This window comes from Stenotrophomonas maltophilia group sp. Smal13 (assembly GCF_030236855.1).
GTDB classification, from domain to species: domain Bacteria; phylum Pseudomonadota; class Gammaproteobacteria; order Xanthomonadales; family Xanthomonadaceae; genus Stenotrophomonas; species Stenotrophomonas maltophilia_A.
In genome coordinates this window covers 41705-59012 of record NZ_JASJSQ010000019.1, presented here as the reverse complement: position 1 = coordinate 59012, position 17308 = coordinate 41705, and the positions used below count along the sequence as shown (strand labels likewise).

The following is a 17308-nucleotide window of genomic DNA, read 5'->3' as shown; positions in this document are numbered from 1 at the left end:
CACGCCTGCCGCCGTCCCGGCCCGGCGCTTGGCAAGCCCGGCAGGCAGCGCTACACTGAAAGCCTGCCGTGGGGCCATAGCTCAGCTGGGAGAGCGCGTCGTTCGCAATGACGAGGTCAGGAGTTCGATCCTCCTTGGCTCCACCACTATTCAGAAGAACCCGTAGATCTCCGTGATCTGCGGGTTTTTTCTTTTCAGCGCCCGCGGCTCAGGCCGGCTCCTCGCCGCCGTCCTTGCGCTGCGGGCTGCGCGAGTGCGTATCGCGCACCTGTTGATCGCGCTGCCCCGGCCGCTGCTTGGCCACGTCGTCCTGCTTCCTGTCCTGGCGGCTTTCCTGGATGCCCTGCTTCGGGTCCTGATCCTTGCCTCGCTCGTTCATTGAAATCTCCCTCGCCGGCGGAACGCCAACGTTGCCCATCACGCTAGAGGTTGCCGGGTAAGCCACAGGTCAGTCCTGTGCCAACGTCATGTGCAGGCACTGGCTTGCCGCTGCGGCCCCCGTGCAGCCAGAATCCGAGGCACCACGCCCACCGGTATGCCATGCCCTCTTCTGCCCAGCACGCAGCACACGCCGTGCCGATGCGCCTCGATGCGACCGACGGCAGCATCCAGCTCGGCAATCTGCCGACACTGATCGGCCCCACCCTGTCACGGGATGAGGCGCGTATCGCGTTCGCCACGCTGGTGCGAGGGGAGCACGACGTCGGCACCGGCTATCACTGGCTCAGCCTGCACCGGCTCAGCCTGGGTGGTGCGCCCGCTGGCATCAGCCTGTGCTTCCACGGGCAACAGCTCGACATGGTGACGATGGGCGTCGATCTACCCGGTGCAACACTGGAAGACGGCTGGCCAACCCAGGCAGCGATCGATGCCGAAGTCGCGTTCATGCGCCGCACCTTGGCCACGGCATTGGGGCGAAAACTGGCCGGCGGCTGCGCCCGGTTCAACTGGGGCGAAGCCTGGGCCCGTTTCGATCCGAAAGGCTTCATGGCCAGCAGCGGCATTCGCTACTCACCACGCACGTGACCGCGCTCAGGTACGGGTGATCGACACCCCACCCTCCACGCGCATCGCGGTGCCCGTAACGAAACTGCTCTCATCGCTGGCCAGGAACAGCGCCGCATTGGCGATCTCCTCCGGCTCGGCGAGGCGCTTGAGTGCGTGCAGCGAGCGCACGAAGTCGCGGGCATCGCCGGTCGGTGCGGCCTGCCGGCCCATCTCCGTATCGGTGCCACCGGGCAGCAGTACGTTGCTGCGCACACCGCGCGCACCGTATTCGGCAGCGATCACCTGGCTCAGGCCGATCACCCCGGCCTTGCTTGACGCATAGGCCGCCATGCCCGGGAATCCCACGGTGTGGCCGACGAAGGTACCGACGAACACCAGCGAGCCGCCGCCGCGCGCCAGCAGTGCCGGCAGCTGCGCGCGTGCCGCATGGAAGGCGGCGTCGAGATTGGTGGCCATCACCTCGCGCCAGGCATCCACCGGAAACTCCGCCGCCGGCACGCCCGGGCCGAGCATGCCGGCATTGTTGAGCGCGATGTCCAGGCCGCCGAATGACTGCTGGGCCAGATCGACCAGCGCCTGCGCCGTGCCCGGGTTGGCCACGTCGGCAGCATGCACCACGGCTTCGCCACCGGCAGCGCGAATCTGCTCGGCCAGCGCCTGCAGCGGCTCCGGCCGCCGTGCGTTGAGCACCAGCTTTGCTCCTTCGGCGGCGAAGCGCAGCGCGCTGGCGCGGCCGATACCGGCGCTGGCACCGGTGATGAGAGCGATCTTGTTGTTCAGGCGCATGGTCGTGGTACCGGTTGTGAAGTGGCCGCCACGATGCCGTGCCTTCGGCCCGCCAACACTCCGTTTCCGGGCCTCACAGGTGAGTGCAGGAAACGGAGTTTCCGCAGCACCGGCACGTGCCAGAATCCGGCCATGGACAGTACCGCCACCACCGCCCTCGATGACCGCATCGAACGGGTCTGCCGGCACCTGCAGGCCAGCCTCGACGAACCCTCGCTGCAGCAACTGGCCGATATCGCTGGCTGCAGCCCGACGCGCCTGCATCGCCTGTTCAAGCAGTCCACCGGGCTGACCCCCAAGCAGTACGCCGCCGCGCTGCGCGCCGACCGCCTGCGCACTGGGCTGGAACAACAGGAACGCATCACCGACGCCTTCCACGATGCTGGCTTCGGTTCCAGTGGACGCTTCTACGAGAACGCACCGAAATTGCTGGGCATGACGCCCAAGCAATGGCGCGCAGGGGGGCGCGGCGAAGTCATCCACTTCGCGCTTGCCGAAAGCTCACTGGGCAGCGTGCTGGTGGCCAGCAGCGGGACCGGCGTGGTCGCGATCCTGCTCGGCGACGATCCGGAGACACTGCTGCAGTCGTTGCAGCAACGCTTCCGCCAAGCCGAACTGGTCGGCGCCGACCAGGGCTACGAGCAACTGGTGGCACAGGTCGTAGGCCTGGTCGAGGATCCTTCGCGAGGCGCCACGCTGCCGCTGGATATCCGTGGCACCGCGTTCCAGCAACGGGTGTGGCAGGCACTGCAGCAGATTCCGCGCGGGCAGACTGCCTCGTATGCGGATATCGCCGCGCGTATCGGCGCGCCGCGCTCAAGCCGTGCCGTCGCACGCGCATGCGCAAGCAATCCGTTGGCGGTGGCCGTGCCCTGCCACCGCGTGGTGCGCCGCGATGGCGACCTGTCCGGCTATGCCTGGGGCGTAGCGCGCAAGCGCGAACTGCTGCGCCGGGAAAAGGCAGCCAACGGCTGATGCAACCCGGTAGCTGCCGACCTTGGTCGGCACACCGCGCGGTAGCGCCGGGCCATGCCCGGCGAATCCCGGCGAACGCTCAATCCAGCTTCACCACCAGCTTTCCGAAGTTGCGCCCCTGCAACAGCCCGAAGAACGCATCCGGCGCATTCTCCAGCCCTTCCACCACATCCTCGCGGTACTGGACGCGGCCGTCGCGCAGCCATTGCGGCATCTCGCGTTCGAACTCCGGCCACAGGTGGTTGAAGTCGTGCACGATGAAACCACGCACGGTCAGGCGCTGGCGCAGGATCTGGCTGAACAGTGCGGGCAACCGGTCCGGGCCGGGCTGCTCGACGCCCCGCTCGTTGTAGGTGGCGATGGTGCCGCACACCGGAATGCGGGCGAAGTCGTTGAGCAGCGGCAGCACTGCATCCAGCACGTGCCCGCCTACGTTCTCGAAATACACGTCGATACCCCTGGGCACCGCCGCACGCAGCTGCGCGGCGAAATCAGCGGCGCGATGATCCAGCGCCACGTCCACGCCCAGCGTCTGCAGATAGGCACGCTTGGCTTCGCCGCCGGCGATGGCGACCACGCGCGCGCCCTGCAGCTTGGCCAGCTGGGCCACGGTCGCGCCCACCGGCCCGGTCGCGGCAGCCACCACCAGCGTCTCGCCCGGCTTCAAACGGGCGATTTCATGCAGGCTGGAATAGGCGGTGAAGCCGGGCATGCCATACACGCCCAGCGCGGTACTCAGCGGCAGTCCGGCCGGGTCCAGGCGGCGCCCCAGTGCCTTGGCCGGCAGCACCGCGTGGGTCTGCCAGCCCCCCGGCGCCAGCACCAGCTCACCTGCGGCTACTCCCTCGGCGTTGGACTGCAGCACCTCGGCCACGGTCTGCCCTTCCATCACCGCGCCCACCGCCACCGGCGCGGCATACGAGGGGCCCTCGTCCATGCGTCCACGCATGTACGGGTCCAGCGACAGGTAGCGGTTGCGCAGCAGCACCTCGCCATCGGCCAATGACGGCAACGCAACCTGTTCCAGGCGGAAGTTGGCTGCACTTGGCGCCCCCTGCGGACGCGACGCAAGCACGATGCGGGAGGTGGTCGAGGGATCGGACATGGCCAGGTCTCTGCTGTTGCCAGCATCAGGAAAGGAGTGCCGACACTACGCCGCAGCCATCCCCGATGGCGGCCACGAAAACAGCGTTCCATCGCCCGGACCGGCGCAGGTCCGGCGCAGCCCTTGCCCTTGCAGCTTTGGCGATCGCGGCGATCTGCTGATTTCCACCGCAGACGATGATCGACTGGCCACGCCCCGCCCCAGAACGGAGGATCAAGCACTTGCGAGCGCGCAGACGGCAATGTGAAGAAATCTTGGCAAAACGCTTGCCGAAGGCAGCCGACCTCCGTAATATACGCGTCCTTGGCAGCGACCTCGCTGCAACGAAACATGTGGCCGAGTAGCTCAGTTGGTAGAGCAGGGGATTGAAAATCCCCGTGTCGGCGGTTCGATTCCGTCTTCGGCCACCACTTTCGAAGGCCTGCAGAAATGCGGGTCTTTTTTTTCCGGAAACCGGGTTTGATCACGGTTGCCACACAATTTGGCCGAGTAGCTCAGTTGGTAGAGCAGGGGATTGAAAATCCCCGTGTCGGCGGTTCGATTCCGTCTTCGGCCACCATCTTCAGAGACCTGCAGAAATGCAGGTCTTTTTTTTGTTCGCGCTCCGCGCAAGCGGCGGCCACACCACCCGGTTGACGAAACATTTACACCGGCATGTGCGGTGGCACCTACGCTCCAGACTCCTGCCTGGAGCCTGCCGATGCCTCTGCGCCCCACCCTGCTTGCCTGCCTGCTGCTGGCCGCCTCCCCGGTGATCGCCGCCGAACCGGTGCGCGCAGTCGACACGCTGGACATCGACCGCTACGCAGGCCAGTGGCACGAGATCGCGCATCTTCCGGTGTCGTTCCAGAAGCAGTGCGTCGGCGAGATCACCGCCAACTACGGGCTGCGCCGCGATGGCCGCATCAGTGTCACCAATGCCTGCCGCAACGGCGACGGAGAACGCGTGGTTGCTGAAGGCGTTGCACGCCCGGTTGCCGGCCATCCCGGCCAGTTGCAGGTGCGCTTCGTGCCGGACTGGCTGAGCTGGGTGCCGCTGGTCTGGGCCGACTACTGGGTCCTGGCACTGGACCCGGACTATCAGTGGGCGTTGGTCGGTGAGCCGGACCGTAAGTACCTGTGGATCCTCTCGCGCCTGCCGGAAATGGATCGCACCCGGTTCGAACAGTTGAAAGAGAAAGCCGAGACGATGGGCTACGACCTCGGCCCACTGCGCCTGATGGCTCCGATTCGCGATACGCCCGCCGACTGAACCGTGCCGCATCCGGCGCACCACGCGCGCGCCATCCGGCGCCGCGCACGCCCGGCCGCCATCTTCACGCGCTACCCTCTGCGACGGGTCGCCACAGGCGATCCAAACGACCATACGCCGTAGTATGCTTATCCAACGCACCCCTCCAGAGGACCTGCGCCCATGCTCCACCGCTTCCGTATCGCCTTGATCGTCCTGTGCACCCTCGCCCTTGTTGCCTGCAACAACGGCATCGTCAAGCGTGTTTCGGAACCGGCAGCCAGCCTGCAGCAGCTGACCGTGCGCGCCGACGGCAACTGGACCGTGGCCCTGCGCCTGCAGAACTACAGCTCCATGCCCATGACCTTCGATGACGTCGCGCTGGCGCTGACCGTCGGCGACAGCGACGCCGGCACCCTGCAGGCCAAGCCGGGCATTTCCATCGGCGGCACCTCGGCCGACGTCATCCAGGTCGATCTGGTGCCCAGCTCGGCCGCACGCCTGGTAGTGGCCGATGCGCTGGCCAGCAACCGCACCCTGGCCTATGGCCTGAAGGGAACGGTGGCAGCCACGCCGCAGGAAAAGAAGCAGCGCAGCTTCGACATCAGCAGCCGCAGCACCCTCAACCAGGCCCCGGGCCTGCCGGGCGTGCTGCGCTGACTCCCGCTTTCCGCCGCGGCGCCCGGCGCCGCTCCCCCTGTCCCTGATCAAATCGAGACGTACCGATGAGCAGCTACACCGCCCCGCTTTCCGACCTCCGTTTCGCCCTGCACGATGTGCTCAAGGTCGAACCCCTGTTCGCCCGCCTGGGCTTCACCGACGCCACCGCCGACGTGGTCGATGCCGTGCTGGAAGAAGCCGGCCGCTTCAGCGCCACCGTGCTGGCCCCGCTCAACAGCGTCGGCGACGAGATCGGCTGCGTGCTCGACCAGGCCACCGGTGAAGTGACCACCCCGCCCGGCTTCAAGCAGGCCTACGACCAGTTCGTCGATGGCGGCTGGACCGGCCTGACCGCCTCGCCGGAGCTGGGCGGCCAGGGCCTGCCGCACACCCTGGGCGTGCCGCTCAACGAGATGATCAACGCCGCCAACCTGGCGTGGGGCAACTTCCCGCTGCTCTCGCACGGCGCCATCGAAGCGCTGAAGCAGCACGGCGAGGCCTGGCAGCACGAGGCCTTCCTGAAGCCGCTGATCGAGGGCCGCTGGACCGGCACCATGTGCCTGACCGAACCGCACTGCGGCACCGACCTGGGCCTGCTCAAGACCAAGGCCGAGCCGAATGCCGATGGCAGCTACTCGATCACCGGCACCAAGATCTTCATCACTGCCGGCGAGCACGACCTGACCGGCAACATCGTGCACCTGGTGCTGGCCAAGCTGCCCGACGCCCCTCCGGGTGCCAAGGGCATCTCGCTGTTCGTCACCCCGAAGTTCAAGGTCGACCGCGAAGGCAACGTCGGCGAGCGCAACGCACTGCGCTGCGGCTCGATCGAGCACAAGATGGGCATCAAGGGGTCGGTCACCTGCGTGATGAACTTCGATGGTGCGCAGGGCTACCTGGTCGGCCAGCCGCACAAGGGCCTGCAGGCCATGTTCACCATGATGAACACCGCGCGCCTGGGCGTCGGCCTGCAGGGCATCGGCCTGTCCGAGCGCGCCTACCAGAACGCACTGAAGTACAGCCGTGAGCGCCTGCAGTCGCGCGCCCTGAGCGGCGCCAAGTTCCCGGACAAGCCGGCCGACCCGATCCTGGTCCATCCGGATGTGCGCCGCATGCTGCTGACGGTGAAGTCACTGGTCGAGGGCAGCCGCCTGCTGGCCCTGCACGCCGCCACCCTGATCGACGTCGCCCACCACGCCGAGGACGCCGCCGAGCGCGAGCGCGCCGACACCCTGGTGAGCTTCCTGACCCCGATCTCCAAGGCCTGCCAGACCGAATGGGGTATCGAGAACACCTACAACGCCCTGCAGTGCTTCGGCGGCCACGGCTACATCCGCGAACACGGCATGGAGCAGCTGGCCCGCGATGCGCGCATCACCACGCTGTATGAAGGCACCACCGGCATCCAGGCGCTGGACCTGATCGGCCGCAAGACCGCGTCCAGCCAGGGTGCCGGCCTGAAGCTGATGCTGGCCGAGATCGAGGCGTTCGCCAAGGCCAACGAGGGCAACGAAGCGCTGGCCGAGTTCATCGGCCCGCTGCGCGCCAAGGCCGCCGAATGGGGCAAGCTGACCCTGGACGTGCTGCAGCGCGCGGCCGCCAACCCGGACGAACTGGGTGCAGCCAGCTACGACTACCTGTTCTATTCGGGCTACGTGGTGCTGGCTTACTGGTGGGCCCGCAGCGTGGCGGCCGCCGATGCCAGCGCGCACGGCGCCGCTTTCGCTCAGGGCAAGCGCGAGACCGCACGGTTCTACTTCGCCCGCGTGCTGCCGCGCACCCTCAGCCACGCCGCCGCGATCCAGGCCGGCGCCGCCCCGCTGATGGCGATGGACGACGAGCGCTTCGGCGCCTGAGCCGGGCTGCGCCCGGCACCCGCGGTAGTGCCGGCCGCTGGCCGGCACCCGCAACAGCAACAGCAACGGCAACGGCAAGAGCTGGCTTCCTGCGGGGTGGCGAGGTGGGTCCAATTGCGGGGGACGGCGCAAGTACGTCCCTGTAGCCTCGGTCGCGCCATCCATGGCGCTCACGCCCCCGCAACCGGACCCACCCCGCCTTCGACAGATTTCTGCTGCTGGTAGGTGTCGACCTTGGTCGACACCGTAGATCCACGCCATGCGTGGATGGAAACCACCGAAATCCATCTGGAGAAAAGCCCCCTTTTGTTAAAGGGGGCGCGCCGACAGGCGCGGGGATTAGGAAGAATGCGCGGGCAACCCAGCGCGCCAACGGCGGGCTGGGTTGCTAAAGGGGGCGCACCGACAGGTGCGGGGGATAGGAGGAATGCGCGGACCTGAATCGTTGCGATTTGCGTATCGCCGACAGGCGATACACAAATCGTCAACATTCAGGTATAAGCTGTTCTCCCGATGGAGACAGACACTACACGCTTGGGTCTGATCGAAGCCGGAGCTCCGTTTTCTGCTCCGGGCGCCGAAGCATCGCCCAACGCCACGACGCTGCATCGCCCCGGTTCGGTCCGGCTGCTCTCGCTTGATGCCCACGGACGCGTACTGGACTGGATCACCTGGCAGGATGCGGCGTGCCTCTACGCCCGCGAAGCCGTCGCCTGGACACTCGGCGATCCCTGCCTGCACATCCACGGCGGTACCAACCGCTTCAGCGGACTGCAGAGCGGCATGGACCTGCACCCGATCATCGCCGCCCGCGGCCACGCCCGCTCCCGCGCGATCGACCCCACGCCAAACCTGACCAACCCGGCCCTGTTCGCCCGCGACGCGCACCTGTGCATGTACTGCGGCCAGCAGTTCAACCGCCCCACGCTCACCCGCGACCACGTCATGCCGCTGTCCAAGGGTGGCCTGGACTGCTGGGAAAACGTGGTCACCGCCTGCTTCCACTGCAACTCGCGCAAGAGCGACCGCACCCCCCAGCAGGCCGGAATGCCGTTGCTGGCGGTGCCTTACCGGCCCAGCTGGATCGAGCATCTGATCCTGTCCAACCGCAACATCCTGGCCGACCAGATGGCCTTCCTGAAGGCGCAATTGCCCAAGCGGTCAAAACTGAGCACCTGAATCGCTGAAAATGCAACCCTCACCGTCCTGTCACGGGCGGCGGCGTTTGCTTGCCCCACCCCCGTTTGAGGGCGAAAATGGGCGTTCAGAACAAGTGCGAACATGATGATCGACTCTGCCCGCTATCCCCGCCTCGCGCGCATCCAGACACCGGATGACCTGCGCACGTTCGACGAATCCGAATTGAGGGCGGTCGCCGACGAACTGCGCGCCTACCTCATCGAGTCGGTGGGCAAGAGCGGCGGCCACTTCGCCGCCGGCCTGGGCGTGATCGAACTCACCGTGGCCCTGCACTACCTGTACCAGACTCCGCAGGACCAGCTGGTCTGGGACGTCGGTCACCAGACCTACCCGCACAAGATCCTGACCGGTCGCCGCGACGAGATCCACACCGTCAAGCAGAAGGACGGCGTCGCGCCGTTCCCGAAGCGCGAAGAGAGCGAGTACGACACCTTCGGCGTCGGCCACTCCTCGACCTCGATCTCGGCCGCACTCGGCATGGCCATCGCCCGCCAGTCCGAAGGCGACAACCGCCAGGTCGTTGCAGTGATCGGTGATGGCGCAATGACCGCCGGCATGGCGTTCGAAGCGCTGATGCACGCCGGTGGCATGGAGCCCGAGCCGAACCTGCTGGTGATCCTCAACGACAACAACATGTCGATCTCCGAGGCGGTCGGCGGTCTGACCAAGATGCTCGGCCGCGCCACCGGCAGCCGCACGCTCAATGCGCTGCGCGAAGGCGGCAAGAAGATCCTCGGCGACAAGAAGAACAACCCGGCGCGCTTCGTGAAGCGCTGGGAAGAACACTGGAAGGGCATGTTCGTGCCGTCCACGATGTTCGAGGAAATGGGCTTCCACTACACCGGCCCGATCGACGGCCACGACATGCCGGCCCTGCTGTCCACGCTGAAGACGCTGCGCGCCTCCAAGGGCCCGAAGCTGCTGCACGTGATGACCACCAAGGGCAAGGGCTACGAGCCGGCCGAAGGCGACCAGATCGGTTACCACGCCGTCGGCCCGTTCGATCCGGACAAGGGACTGGTGGCCAAGGCCGGTGCCAAGAAGCCGACCTACACCGATGTGTTCAGCGACTGGCTGTGCGATGCCGCCGCTGCCGAGCCACGCCTGTACGGCATCACCCCGGCGATGCGCGAAGGCTCCGGCCTGGTGCGTTTCAGCAAGGAATACCCGCAGCGCTATTTCGACGTGGCAATTGCCGAGCAGCACGCGGTCACCCTCGCCGCCGGCATGGCCACCCAGGGCGGCAAGCCGGTGGTGGCGATCTATTCCACCTTCCTGCAGCGCGCGTACGACCAGCTGGTGCATGACGTGGCCATCCAGGACCTGGACGTGCTGTTCGCGATCGACCGCGCCGGCGTGGTCGGTCCGGACGGCGCCACCCATGCCGGCAACCTCGACCTGAGCTTCCTGCGCTGCGTGCCGAACCTGGTGGTGATGGCTCCGTCCAATGAAGCCGAGTGCCGGCAGATGCTCAGCACTGGCCTGCAGCACCCGGGCCCGGCCGCCGTGCGCTATCCGCGCGGCACCGGCACCGGCGTTGCCGCCGGTACCGACCTGTCCACCCTGCCGATCGGCAAGGGCGAGCTGCGCCTGCAGGGCAGCCGCGTCGCGCTGCTCGCCTTCGGCAGCACCGTGGCCGCCGCTGAGCAGGTCGGCCGCGAACTGGGGCTGAGCGTGGTCAACATGCGCTTCATCAAGCCGCTGGACCGCGAGCTGGTGCTGGCCGTGGCCGCCCAGCACGAGGGCCTGGTCACGATCGAAGACAACGTGGTGGCCGGCGGCGCCGGCTCCGGCGTCGGCGAACTGCTCAACGCCGAAGGCGTACTGCGCCCGATCCTGCACCTGGGCCTGCCAGACAGTTACCAGCACCACGCAAGCCGTGAGGACCTGCTGGCCGAAGCCGGTATCGATGCGGCGGGCATCCGCGCGGCGGTACTCAAGCGCTGGCCGCAGCTGGCTGCCGGGACCCCGCCGCTCAGCGCGGCAGGCTGAGGCCGGTCACCACCAGTAGATCCACGCATGGCGTGGATCTACTGCGGAACAGGGGTCGATCCACGCCATGCGTGGAGACAGATGCAAAGTAGATCCACGCTGTGCGTGGCTAGCGGTCTCCGGAACGATGATCTGGCCGGAAACCCCAACCCTCAGCCGTAGCTGACCGCTTCCACGAACGCGCCGCTGGCCTCCACCCGCACCGCAGCGCGCTGCCCGGTGTCGACGAAGTGGAGGCGTGCAAGGGTTTCAGCGAAATCGTAGGCCCGGGCACCATCGCGGAACTCGATCGGTTCCGGCCGGTCCGGGTGCAGCACGCGCCATTGGCGTTGCTCGCATTGCAGGCGGATCAACATGCAGCTCACTCCTTGAGGCAGCGTATCGACGGTGGCGGGACGGGCGTGCCGGTTACGGCAGACTTCATCGCGACGGATCAGGGGCACGCAGGGGCGCCCTGATCACAGAAGATACGACGTTCAAAATGTGAGCTGTATCAGATTATTCTGATTTTCGATGGGCGAGCTCAATTCACCTGGAACTGCGCCCGGCAGCCGTCGCTGACCCAGATGCCACGACGGTTCCAGCCCCAGGTCTGGCCCTCGATGCAGGCGCTGCGTGAATCCTGACGCACCAGGCGCACACCACGACGGATGCGGGCATCACAGTACTCCTGGCGGTGGCCGTTGGAATGGCAGGTGATCACCTCACCCCCCGCCCCAGCCATTGCCACCGTTGCCCCGGCCGTTGCCATGGCCACCACCCCAGCCACCGCCACGGCGGTACTCGCCAACGAACTCGGCACGGCAGCCCTGGGTGACCCACACACCGTAGCGCGATTGCCCCCAGGTCTCGCCTTCCACGCACGGCGAACCGGACAACTGGCGGATCATCCGGGCACGGCCTTCCAGACGGCATTCATTGCTGCGGTTCTTGATCGATTCGCAGCGGACGATGCCGCCGCCATCACGACCGCCATAGCGATCGTCGTCATAACCGTAGCCATAGCTCTGCGCCTGCGCGCCGCCTGCGGCCGCCAGCATCGGCAGCAGCGTGCAGGCCAGGGTGCGCCAGGTGAGTGCCTTGCCCATCGGAATCTCCGGATGAATACGATGGCGCAAGCATCCGGGATTCGTGGCGCGGCGCACAGGGGGGCGCACCACGGCGGTTTTTTCCCCATTCAAACAACTCAACCGTGGCTGACTGCGCCTCGGCCGGTGGCGTCACTCCCCGATATGGAGCGCATCCACGGTGCTGCCGAGCGCCTCGACCCGGACCGTGCTGCGCTGGCCGGTGCGACGATGGTGCTCGAGGGCCAGCGCAGCGGCCGCGTCGAAGGCATCGGCACCGCGGGCGTAACGGGTGGCGTCACCCGCCTTCGGATGCAACACGGACCAGTGCCGGGCAGTGCATTGGACAGTAAAGACCATGAGAAGCTCCTGCGGAAGGAAAGAGGCGGTGACAGGCGGCAGGGCCACGTGCCAGTACACCCTCAGGCTATCGATCGCGTCGGAGATGGCCCATCAGATTTGTACGAAAATGCCTCAGGATTCGGTCGGGCGCTTCCCAACCCTCACATCCCTGAGGCTGTTTAGTGAAGGCGTTCCGTGACCCTTGTCACGGAGTTGACGGAGCTTCACACTACCGTCACCAACAGGGGCCCCTTCCACATGCGCACCTTCTTCTCGCAGCAGCGCTGGACGCTGCTGAAGTTCTATTTCGTGGCCAGCTATCTGGTGCTGATTGAAGAGCTGATCCGCGCCGCCATGCACTGAGCGCTTGCTGGACGGCTATTTGCGACAGACACTGTCGCTTTAGGCACGGAGCCCGCCCGATGAAAGCGCTTCTTCTGATTCCAGCCCTGCTGGTGCTGACCGCGTGCGCCAACCAGCACGACGCCGCCGCACGTGCCGATGCGGCGCCCACCTCGTCTGCGGTACCGAAGGTGGGCGGCGATCGCGATGCCCACGGATGGATTGGTTCGGCCGGCTACCAGTGGTGCGAGCACAGCCAGCGTTGCGAACGCCCGTGGGAACTGGCACAGGCACAGGGCCTGGCCAATACCGCCGAGGCCATCGATGCCTACTGCGCGAAGCCGGCCAGCCCGGCACGCAAGTGAGGCTCGCACCCCATGGCTGAGCTGAGCCCGCTACCCACCCTGGCCCCGGGTCGCTACCGCCACTTCAAGGGCGGCGAGTACGAAGTGCTCGATATCGTCCGCAGCAGCGAGACGCTGGAGCCACTGGTGCTGTATCGCGCGCTCTATGGCGAAGGCGGCCTGTGGGTGCGCCCGTATGCCATGTTCGTCGAACAGGTACCGGGCGAACACGGACCGCAGCCGCGTTTCGCCCGCATCGATGCATGACGGTTCCGCTGCCGGCCCTGGCCGGCAGCGCGGTGACACCACGGGCCTGCGTTACAATCGTACCGTCCAGTCGGTTTCTTCCCGCCATGTCCGCATCCCCCTCCCGTTCGCGCCGCAAGGCGCCCGACAGCGTGCGCCAGTCACTGCTGCAGGCCACCATTGAAGTGATCGGTCGTAACGGCCTGGCCGCGCTGACCGTGCAGGACGTCGCACAGGCCGCCGGTGTCAGCAAGGGTGCGCTGTTCCATCATTTCAGCAGCAAGCAGGCACTGGTGGATGAAGCCATCGGAGCGCTCATCGGCGAATTCGAAGCGCGGGTGCGTGCCCTGCTGCAGGAAAACCCCGAAGGGCATGGCCGTTTCAGCCGCGCCTATGTGCAGGCCAATTTCGAGCATCTGCTGCAGCAGGAACAGGACAACGACATCGGCCTGACCCTGGGCAACCTGATGGAACCAGCCCTGCTCGCGCATTGGCGTACCTGGAAGCGTGCGATGCTGGCCGAGTTCGCCGGCGAAGCCAACGATCCCCGACTGTATGCGGCGCGCTGCGCTGCCGATGGCTACTGGGCCACGGCCTATGGGCGTCCGCTGGACGAGGAAGAACGCGCCAACGCATTGGCGATGGCCGAACAGGCCCTGAAACTATGCGACCCGCAGTGAGCAGGAGCGCTCAATGAATCCCTATCTCTACCTTGCCGCGGCCATCGTGCTGGAAGTAATTGCCACGTCGCTGCTGAAGGCATCCGACGGCATGAGCCGGCTGGCGCCGACACTGGGCGCGCTGGTCGGCTATGGACTGTGCTTCTACCTGCTGTCGATGACCATGAAGTCGATCCCGACCGGCATCGCCTACGCGATCTGGTCCGGCGTCGGCATCGTGCTGATCTCGCTGATCGGGCTGGTGGTGTTCAAGCAGCGCCTGGATGCACCGGCGTTGATCGGCATCGGCCTGATCTGTGCTGGCGTACTGGTGATCAATCTGTTCTCGCGCAGCAGCGCGCACTGAGTACGCTGCTGCGCGATCAACGCTAGCTGACCTTCTTCGCTACGGTCATGCCGAGCAGGAACAGCACCACGGCGATGATGATGCCGGCCCAGAACAGGAACTTGGCGATGCCGACCGCGGCGCCGGCAATGCCGCCGAAGCCGAGCACGCCCGCAATGACGCCGATGATGGCGAAGATGATGGCCCACTTGATCATGTCAAACCTTTCCCCGTGGGGACTGCGTACTGGATGATCAGGCTAGGCCGTAGCCGATGCGGCAGTCGTGAACAGGCCGCGTGCGCGGCGTGAATCAGCGCGGGCGGAAACGCAGCAGGGCCACTGCAAAGGCCAGGAAAACGCTGCCCACCAGCCGCTCGAACCAGCGCCGCGCGAAGGGTTTGGCCAACCATCGGCGCAGGCCATGGCCACCGGCGGCATACATCACGTACCAGAACAGTTCGCAGCCGGCGAAGGTGGCGACCAGCACGCTGTACTGCAGCGCCTGGCCACGCGACGGGTCGACGAACTGCGGCAGGAACGCCGCAGCGAACAGCAGCAGCTTGGGATTGCTCAGGCCCACCAGAAGGCCACCACGGAACACCTTCCACGCGCCCAGCGACGCCGCAACCGGCAACGCGGCATCGACCGTCACCGGTGGTGCCGGCCGGCAACTGTCACGCCATGCCTTCAGGCCCAGCCAGGCCAGATAGGCCACGCCCAGATAGCGCAGCACCTCAAACAGCATCGGCGAGGAATGCAGCAGCGCACTCAAGCCTGCTGCGGAGGCCGCCAGCACCAGCAGCATCGCCAGCAGGCAGCCAGCCATCGCCGGCACGCTACCGCGAAAGCCGAGCCCGACGCTGCGACCGAGGATATGCAGCATGTTCGGCCCCGGCGTACCACACAGAACGAACACCGTGGCGAGGAACCACCACCAGGTATGCAGGGCCATATCGGACATCCACTTCAGAAGATCCCACCAGCATAGAGTGCGCCGGCCTGGCGCGGCACACACAGCGCAGCATGGATGCGGTGGTTACAGAGGCAGGCTCAGGCCGCAAGCGCGTCGCGCCGTACCAGTATCTGGTCGATCAAGCCCCATTCGCATGCCTGCTCGGCACTCATGAAACGATCGCGGTCCAGGGTCTGCTCGACCTCCTCGACACTGCGTCCGCAATGCTGCGCATACAGCCGGGTGATGCGCTGCTTGGTGCGCTGCATTTCCTCGGCATGGATGAAGATGTCCGACGCCTGGCCCTGCACCCCGCCCAGCGGCTGATGCACATGCAGGCTGGCATTGGCCAACGCCGCACGGTGACCGGGCTCGCCGGCCATCAGCAGGAACGAACCCATAGACCGCGCGGTGCCCATGCACAGCGTATGCACCGGGGCCGAGATGTATTGCATGGTGTCGTACATCGCCAGGCCGCTGGAGATCACCCCACCCGGCGAGTTGATGTACAGATGGATCGGCTTCTCCGGGTTTTCCGATTCCAGGAACAGCAGCTGCGCGCAGACCAGCGCCGACACAGTGTCATCGACTTCACCGTTGAGAAAGATGATGCGCTCGCGCAGGAGCCGCGAGTAGATGTCATGGGAGCGCTCACCGCGCTCGCTGCGTTCCACCACCATCGGTATCAGCTGCATTCTGTCCCGCATGTGCCTGCTCCCTGTAGCGTTTGATCCAGGCGCCGCCTCAGGCCGCGCGCATCATGGTGCGATGATCGTCGTTGGCGGCCAACGGCAGCAACGCGCGCAGGTCGGTGAGCCGATGCACGATGGTCAGCACCGTCCCCCCACCGTCATCCGCGCGCAGCTGGAAACACACCAGGCTGTGCAGATGCGGAGGCTGCGCATCGCGCAGGCGGAACCCCAGCTCCCGCCCCTCCTCGCACAGGCAGGGCTGCGGATCGGCAAGATCGGCCGCCGGCAACCAGCGCTCACGAAGTGCCGGATCGAACAGTGCGCGCCAGACCCGTTCCGGTGGCGCTGGCAGCCACTGCTCCATCACCAACGCGGGAGTCGCTTCGTGCAGAACATCGTCCATCAGTCCATCTCCTTCAGCAGATCCTGCAAGGCATCCATCCGCGCGGGCCAGTAGGCCCGGTAGCGCTGCAGCCAGTTGCCGATGTGCGCCAGCCCGCGCGGATCGACCTGGTAGTGGACAAAGCGGCCTTGGCGCTGTTCGCTCACCAGCCCGGCATCGCGCAGCACCGCCAGGTGCTGGGACATCGCAGACTGGCTGATCGCCATGCCCTCGCGCAGCGCGCTGGCATGCTGCCCGCCCTCGGCCAGCTTTTCGAAGATGTGGCGGCGGGTGGGGTCGGCCAGCGCTTTGAAGAGGGCGTTCTCGATCATGACCAACACATTAGCAACCACTAATGTGTAGTGCAACTCCCGCATCGGCTGTGCTGCAATGACGGCTCCCCGGCATGGAGCTGTGCATGAAGACCCTTGGCCTGATCGGCGGCATGAGCTGGGAAAGCTCGGCGCAGTATTACCGGCTCATCAACGAGGACGTGCGGCAGCGCCTCGGTGGCGCACATTCGGCGCAGCTGCTGCTGTGGTCGGTGGATTTCGCCGGCATCAAGCAGCTGCAGCATGACGGCGACTGGAATGCGCTGGGCGACCATATGGCCGACGCTGCACGGCGCCTGCAGGCCGGTGGCGCCGATCTGCTGTTGATCTGCACCAACACCATGCACAAGCTGGCCGACCGCATCGAGGCGGTCTGCCCACTGCCGCTGCTGCATATCGCCGACCCCACCGCCCAGGCCATCGTGCAGGCAGGCGCACGCAAGGTGGGCCTGCTCGGTACCGCCTTCACCATGGAACAGGACTTCTACCGCGGCCGGCTGCAGGATCGCTTCGGATTGGAGGTGCTGGTTCCCGAAGCCGATGATCGTCGCAGCGTGCACGACATCATCTACCAGGAACTGATCGCCGGTGTGGTCAGCGAGCACTCACGACAGGTCTACGCCGGCGTGATCGCGAGACTGGTGGCGCGCGGTGCCGAAGCCATCATCCTGGGCTGTACCGAGATCATGCTGCTGGTACGACCGGAAGACAGCGCAGTGCCGCTGTTCGATACCACTGCACTGCACGCACGGGCTGCGGTGGACGCGGCGCTGGCGTGAATCGATGCGCG

At 66.4% G+C, this 17308-nt stretch carries 22 protein-coding genes, 3 tRNA genes and 1 pseudogene; 15 read left to right on the top strand and 11 right to left on the bottom strand.

Translation table 11 applies throughout. The features are described 5' to 3' along the window. The first annotated feature begins 70 nt into the window (after window positions 1-70). Window positions 71-146, top strand: a tRNA-Ala gene (locus QRO95_RS09125). Between the two features lie 62 nt (window positions 147-208). Here QRO95_RS09125 and QRO95_RS09120 read toward each other — a convergent pair. Further along, a complete protein-coding gene (locus QRO95_RS09120; protein ID WP_165929940.1) occupies window positions 209-379 on the bottom strand; it encodes a hypothetical protein in 171 nt (56 codons plus the stop codon). A gap of 161 nt (window positions 380-540) precedes the next feature. Between QRO95_RS09120 and QRO95_RS09115 the strand changes: the two genes are divergently transcribed. Then, on the top strand, window positions 541-1026 hold the full coding sequence (locus QRO95_RS09115) for a hypothetical protein (protein WP_121504548.1): 486 nt from the start codon (window positions 541-543) through the stop codon (window positions 1024-1026). Between the two features lie 6 nt (window positions 1027-1032). Here the strand turns inward: QRO95_RS09115 and QRO95_RS09110 are convergent, their stop codons facing one another. After that, complete coding sequence (locus QRO95_RS09110; RefSeq protein WP_285302358.1) at window positions 1033-1794, bottom strand: SDR family oxidoreductase; 762 nt, start codon at window positions 1792-1794, stop codon at window positions 1033-1035. A 132-nt stretch (window positions 1795-1926) separates the two neighbouring features. Here QRO95_RS09110 and QRO95_RS09105 point away from each other — a divergent pair, with 132 nt between their 5' ends. Continuing rightward, window positions 1927-2769 carry a bifunctional transcriptional activator/DNA repair enzyme AdaA gene (locus QRO95_RS09105; protein WP_285302357.1) on the top strand — a complete coding sequence of 281 codons (843 nt, stop codon included), beginning with the start codon at window positions 1927-1929 and terminating at the stop codon, window positions 2767-2769. 79 nt (window positions 2770-2848) lie between these two features. Here QRO95_RS09105 and QRO95_RS09100 read toward each other — a convergent pair whose 3' ends face one another. Next, window positions 2849-3874, bottom strand: a complete 1026-nt coding sequence (locus tag QRO95_RS09100) for an NADP-dependent oxidoreductase (protein WP_285302356.1) — start codon at window positions 3872-3874, stop codon at window positions 2849-2851. A gap of 334 nt (window positions 3875-4208) precedes the next feature. Between QRO95_RS09100 and QRO95_RS09095 the strand changes: the two genes are divergently transcribed. From QRO95_RS09095 to dxs, 7 genes are all read left to right on the top strand, one after another. Beyond that, window positions 4209-4284 (top strand) — tRNA-Phe (locus QRO95_RS09095). Between the two features lie 73 nt (window positions 4285-4357). After that, window positions 4358-4433: transfer RNA gene (locus tag QRO95_RS09090), tRNA-Phe, on the top strand. Window positions 4434-4574: 141 nt separating this feature from the next. Beyond that, window positions 4575-5126 (top strand): lipocalin family protein, encoded by a 552-nt coding sequence (locus QRO95_RS09085; protein ID WP_049401708.1) that lies wholly within the window; start codon window positions 4575-4577, stop codon window positions 5124-5126. A gap of 162 nt (window positions 5127-5288) precedes the next feature. Continuing rightward, window positions 5289-5765, top strand: a complete 477-nt coding sequence (locus QRO95_RS09080) for an LEA type 2 family protein (RefSeq protein ID WP_049401709.1) — start codon at window positions 5289-5291, stop codon at window positions 5763-5765. Window positions 5766-5830: 65 nt separating this feature from the next. Further along, the gene (locus QRO95_RS09075) at window positions 5831-7621 is read left to right on the top strand and encodes an acyl-CoA dehydrogenase C-terminal domain-containing protein (RefSeq protein WP_285302354.1); all 1791 of its coding nucleotides are present in this window, start codon (window positions 5831-5833) and stop codon (window positions 7619-7621) included. 513 nt (window positions 7622-8134) lie between these two features. After that, window positions 8135-8800: an HNH endonuclease gene (locus tag QRO95_RS09070; protein WP_019336875.1), complete on the top strand. Its 666-nt coding sequence runs from the start codon at window positions 8135-8137 to the stop codon at window positions 8798-8800. Window positions 8801-8905: 105 nt separating this feature from the next. Beyond that, entirely contained in the window at window positions 8906-10813 is a 1908-nt protein-coding gene (gene dxs / locus QRO95_RS09065) for a 1-deoxy-D-xylulose-5-phosphate synthase (RefSeq protein WP_049462121.1), read from the top strand. A gap of 152 nt (window positions 10814-10965) precedes the next feature. Here the strand turns inward: dxs and QRO95_RS09060 are convergent, their stop codons facing one another. From QRO95_RS09060 to QRO95_RS09050, 3 genes and pseudogenes are all read right to left on the bottom strand, one after another. Continuing rightward, complete coding sequence (locus QRO95_RS09060; protein WP_005417823.1) at window positions 10966-11169, bottom strand: hypothetical protein; 204 nt, start codon at window positions 11167-11169, stop codon at window positions 10966-10968. A 167-nt stretch (window positions 11170-11336) separates the two neighbouring features. Then, a pseudogene (locus QRO95_RS09055) lies at window positions 11337-11901 on the bottom strand (DUF3011 domain-containing protein). A 132-nt stretch (window positions 11902-12033) separates the two neighbouring features. Further along, the gene (locus QRO95_RS09050) at window positions 12034-12240 is read right to left on the bottom strand and encodes a hypothetical protein (protein WP_049423877.1); all 207 of its coding nucleotides are present in this window, start codon (window positions 12238-12240) and stop codon (window positions 12034-12036) included. 404 nt (window positions 12241-12644) lie between these two features. Between QRO95_RS09050 and QRO95_RS09045 the strand changes: the two genes are divergently transcribed. The 4 genes from QRO95_RS09045 to QRO95_RS09030 all read left to right on the top strand — a co-directional run bounded on the left by QRO95_RS09045 (window position 12645) and on the right by QRO95_RS09030 (window position 14180). Beyond that, a complete protein-coding gene (locus QRO95_RS09045; RefSeq protein ID WP_285302352.1) occupies window positions 12645-12929 on the top strand; it encodes a hypothetical protein in 285 nt (94 codons plus the stop codon). 12 nt (window positions 12930-12941) lie between these two features. Continuing rightward, a complete protein-coding gene (locus QRO95_RS09040) occupies window positions 12942-13175 on the top strand; it encodes a DUF1653 domain-containing protein (RefSeq protein ID WP_049423874.1) in 234 nt (77 codons plus the stop codon). Between the two features lie 86 nt (window positions 13176-13261). Further along, the gene (locus tag QRO95_RS09035) at window positions 13262-13834 is read left to right on the top strand and encodes a TetR/AcrR family transcriptional regulator (RefSeq protein ID WP_049401207.1); all 573 of its coding nucleotides are present in this window, start codon (window positions 13262-13264) and stop codon (window positions 13832-13834) included. Between the two features lie 13 nt (window positions 13835-13847). Beyond that, entirely contained in the window at window positions 13848-14180 is a 333-nt protein-coding gene (locus QRO95_RS09030; protein WP_005410423.1) for an SMR family transporter, read from the top strand. Between the two features lie 22 nt (window positions 14181-14202). Here the strand turns inward: QRO95_RS09030 and QRO95_RS09025 are convergent, their stop codons facing one another. The 5 genes from QRO95_RS09025 to QRO95_RS09005 form a co-directional block, all read right to left on the bottom strand. Then, window positions 14203-14376: a DUF1328 domain-containing protein gene (locus QRO95_RS09025; protein ID WP_006380555.1), complete on the bottom strand. Its 174-nt coding sequence runs from the start codon at window positions 14374-14376 to the stop codon at window positions 14203-14205. A gap of 94 nt (window positions 14377-14470) precedes the next feature. Next, window positions 14471-15112, bottom strand: a complete 642-nt coding sequence (locus QRO95_RS09020) for a LysE family translocator (protein ID WP_032128667.1) — start codon at window positions 15110-15112, stop codon at window positions 14471-14473. A gap of 98 nt (window positions 15113-15210) precedes the next feature. Further along, window positions 15211-15819 carry an ATP-dependent Clp protease proteolytic subunit gene (locus QRO95_RS09015; RefSeq protein WP_132810530.1) on the bottom strand — a complete coding sequence of 203 codons (609 nt, stop codon included), beginning with the start codon at window positions 15817-15819 and terminating at the stop codon, window positions 15211-15213. Between the two features lie 37 nt (window positions 15820-15856). Further along, window positions 15857-16207: a polyketide cyclase gene (locus QRO95_RS09010; RefSeq protein ID WP_285302349.1), complete on the bottom strand. Its 351-nt coding sequence runs from the start codon at window positions 16205-16207 to the stop codon at window positions 15857-15859. Further along, window positions 16207-16518: a helix-turn-helix transcriptional regulator gene (locus tag QRO95_RS09005; protein ID WP_032128664.1), complete on the bottom strand. Its 312-nt coding sequence runs from the start codon at window positions 16516-16518 to the stop codon at window positions 16207-16209. Before QRO95_RS09005 ends, QRO95_RS09010 begins: the two co-directional genes overlap by 1 nt. Before the next feature lie 86 nt (window positions 16519-16604). Between QRO95_RS09005 and QRO95_RS09000 the strand changes: the two genes are divergently transcribed. After that, entirely contained in the window at window positions 16605-17297 is a 693-nt protein-coding gene (locus QRO95_RS09000) for an aspartate/glutamate racemase family protein (RefSeq protein ID WP_049423866.1), read from the top strand. Window positions 17298-17308: the final 11 nt, after the last annotated feature.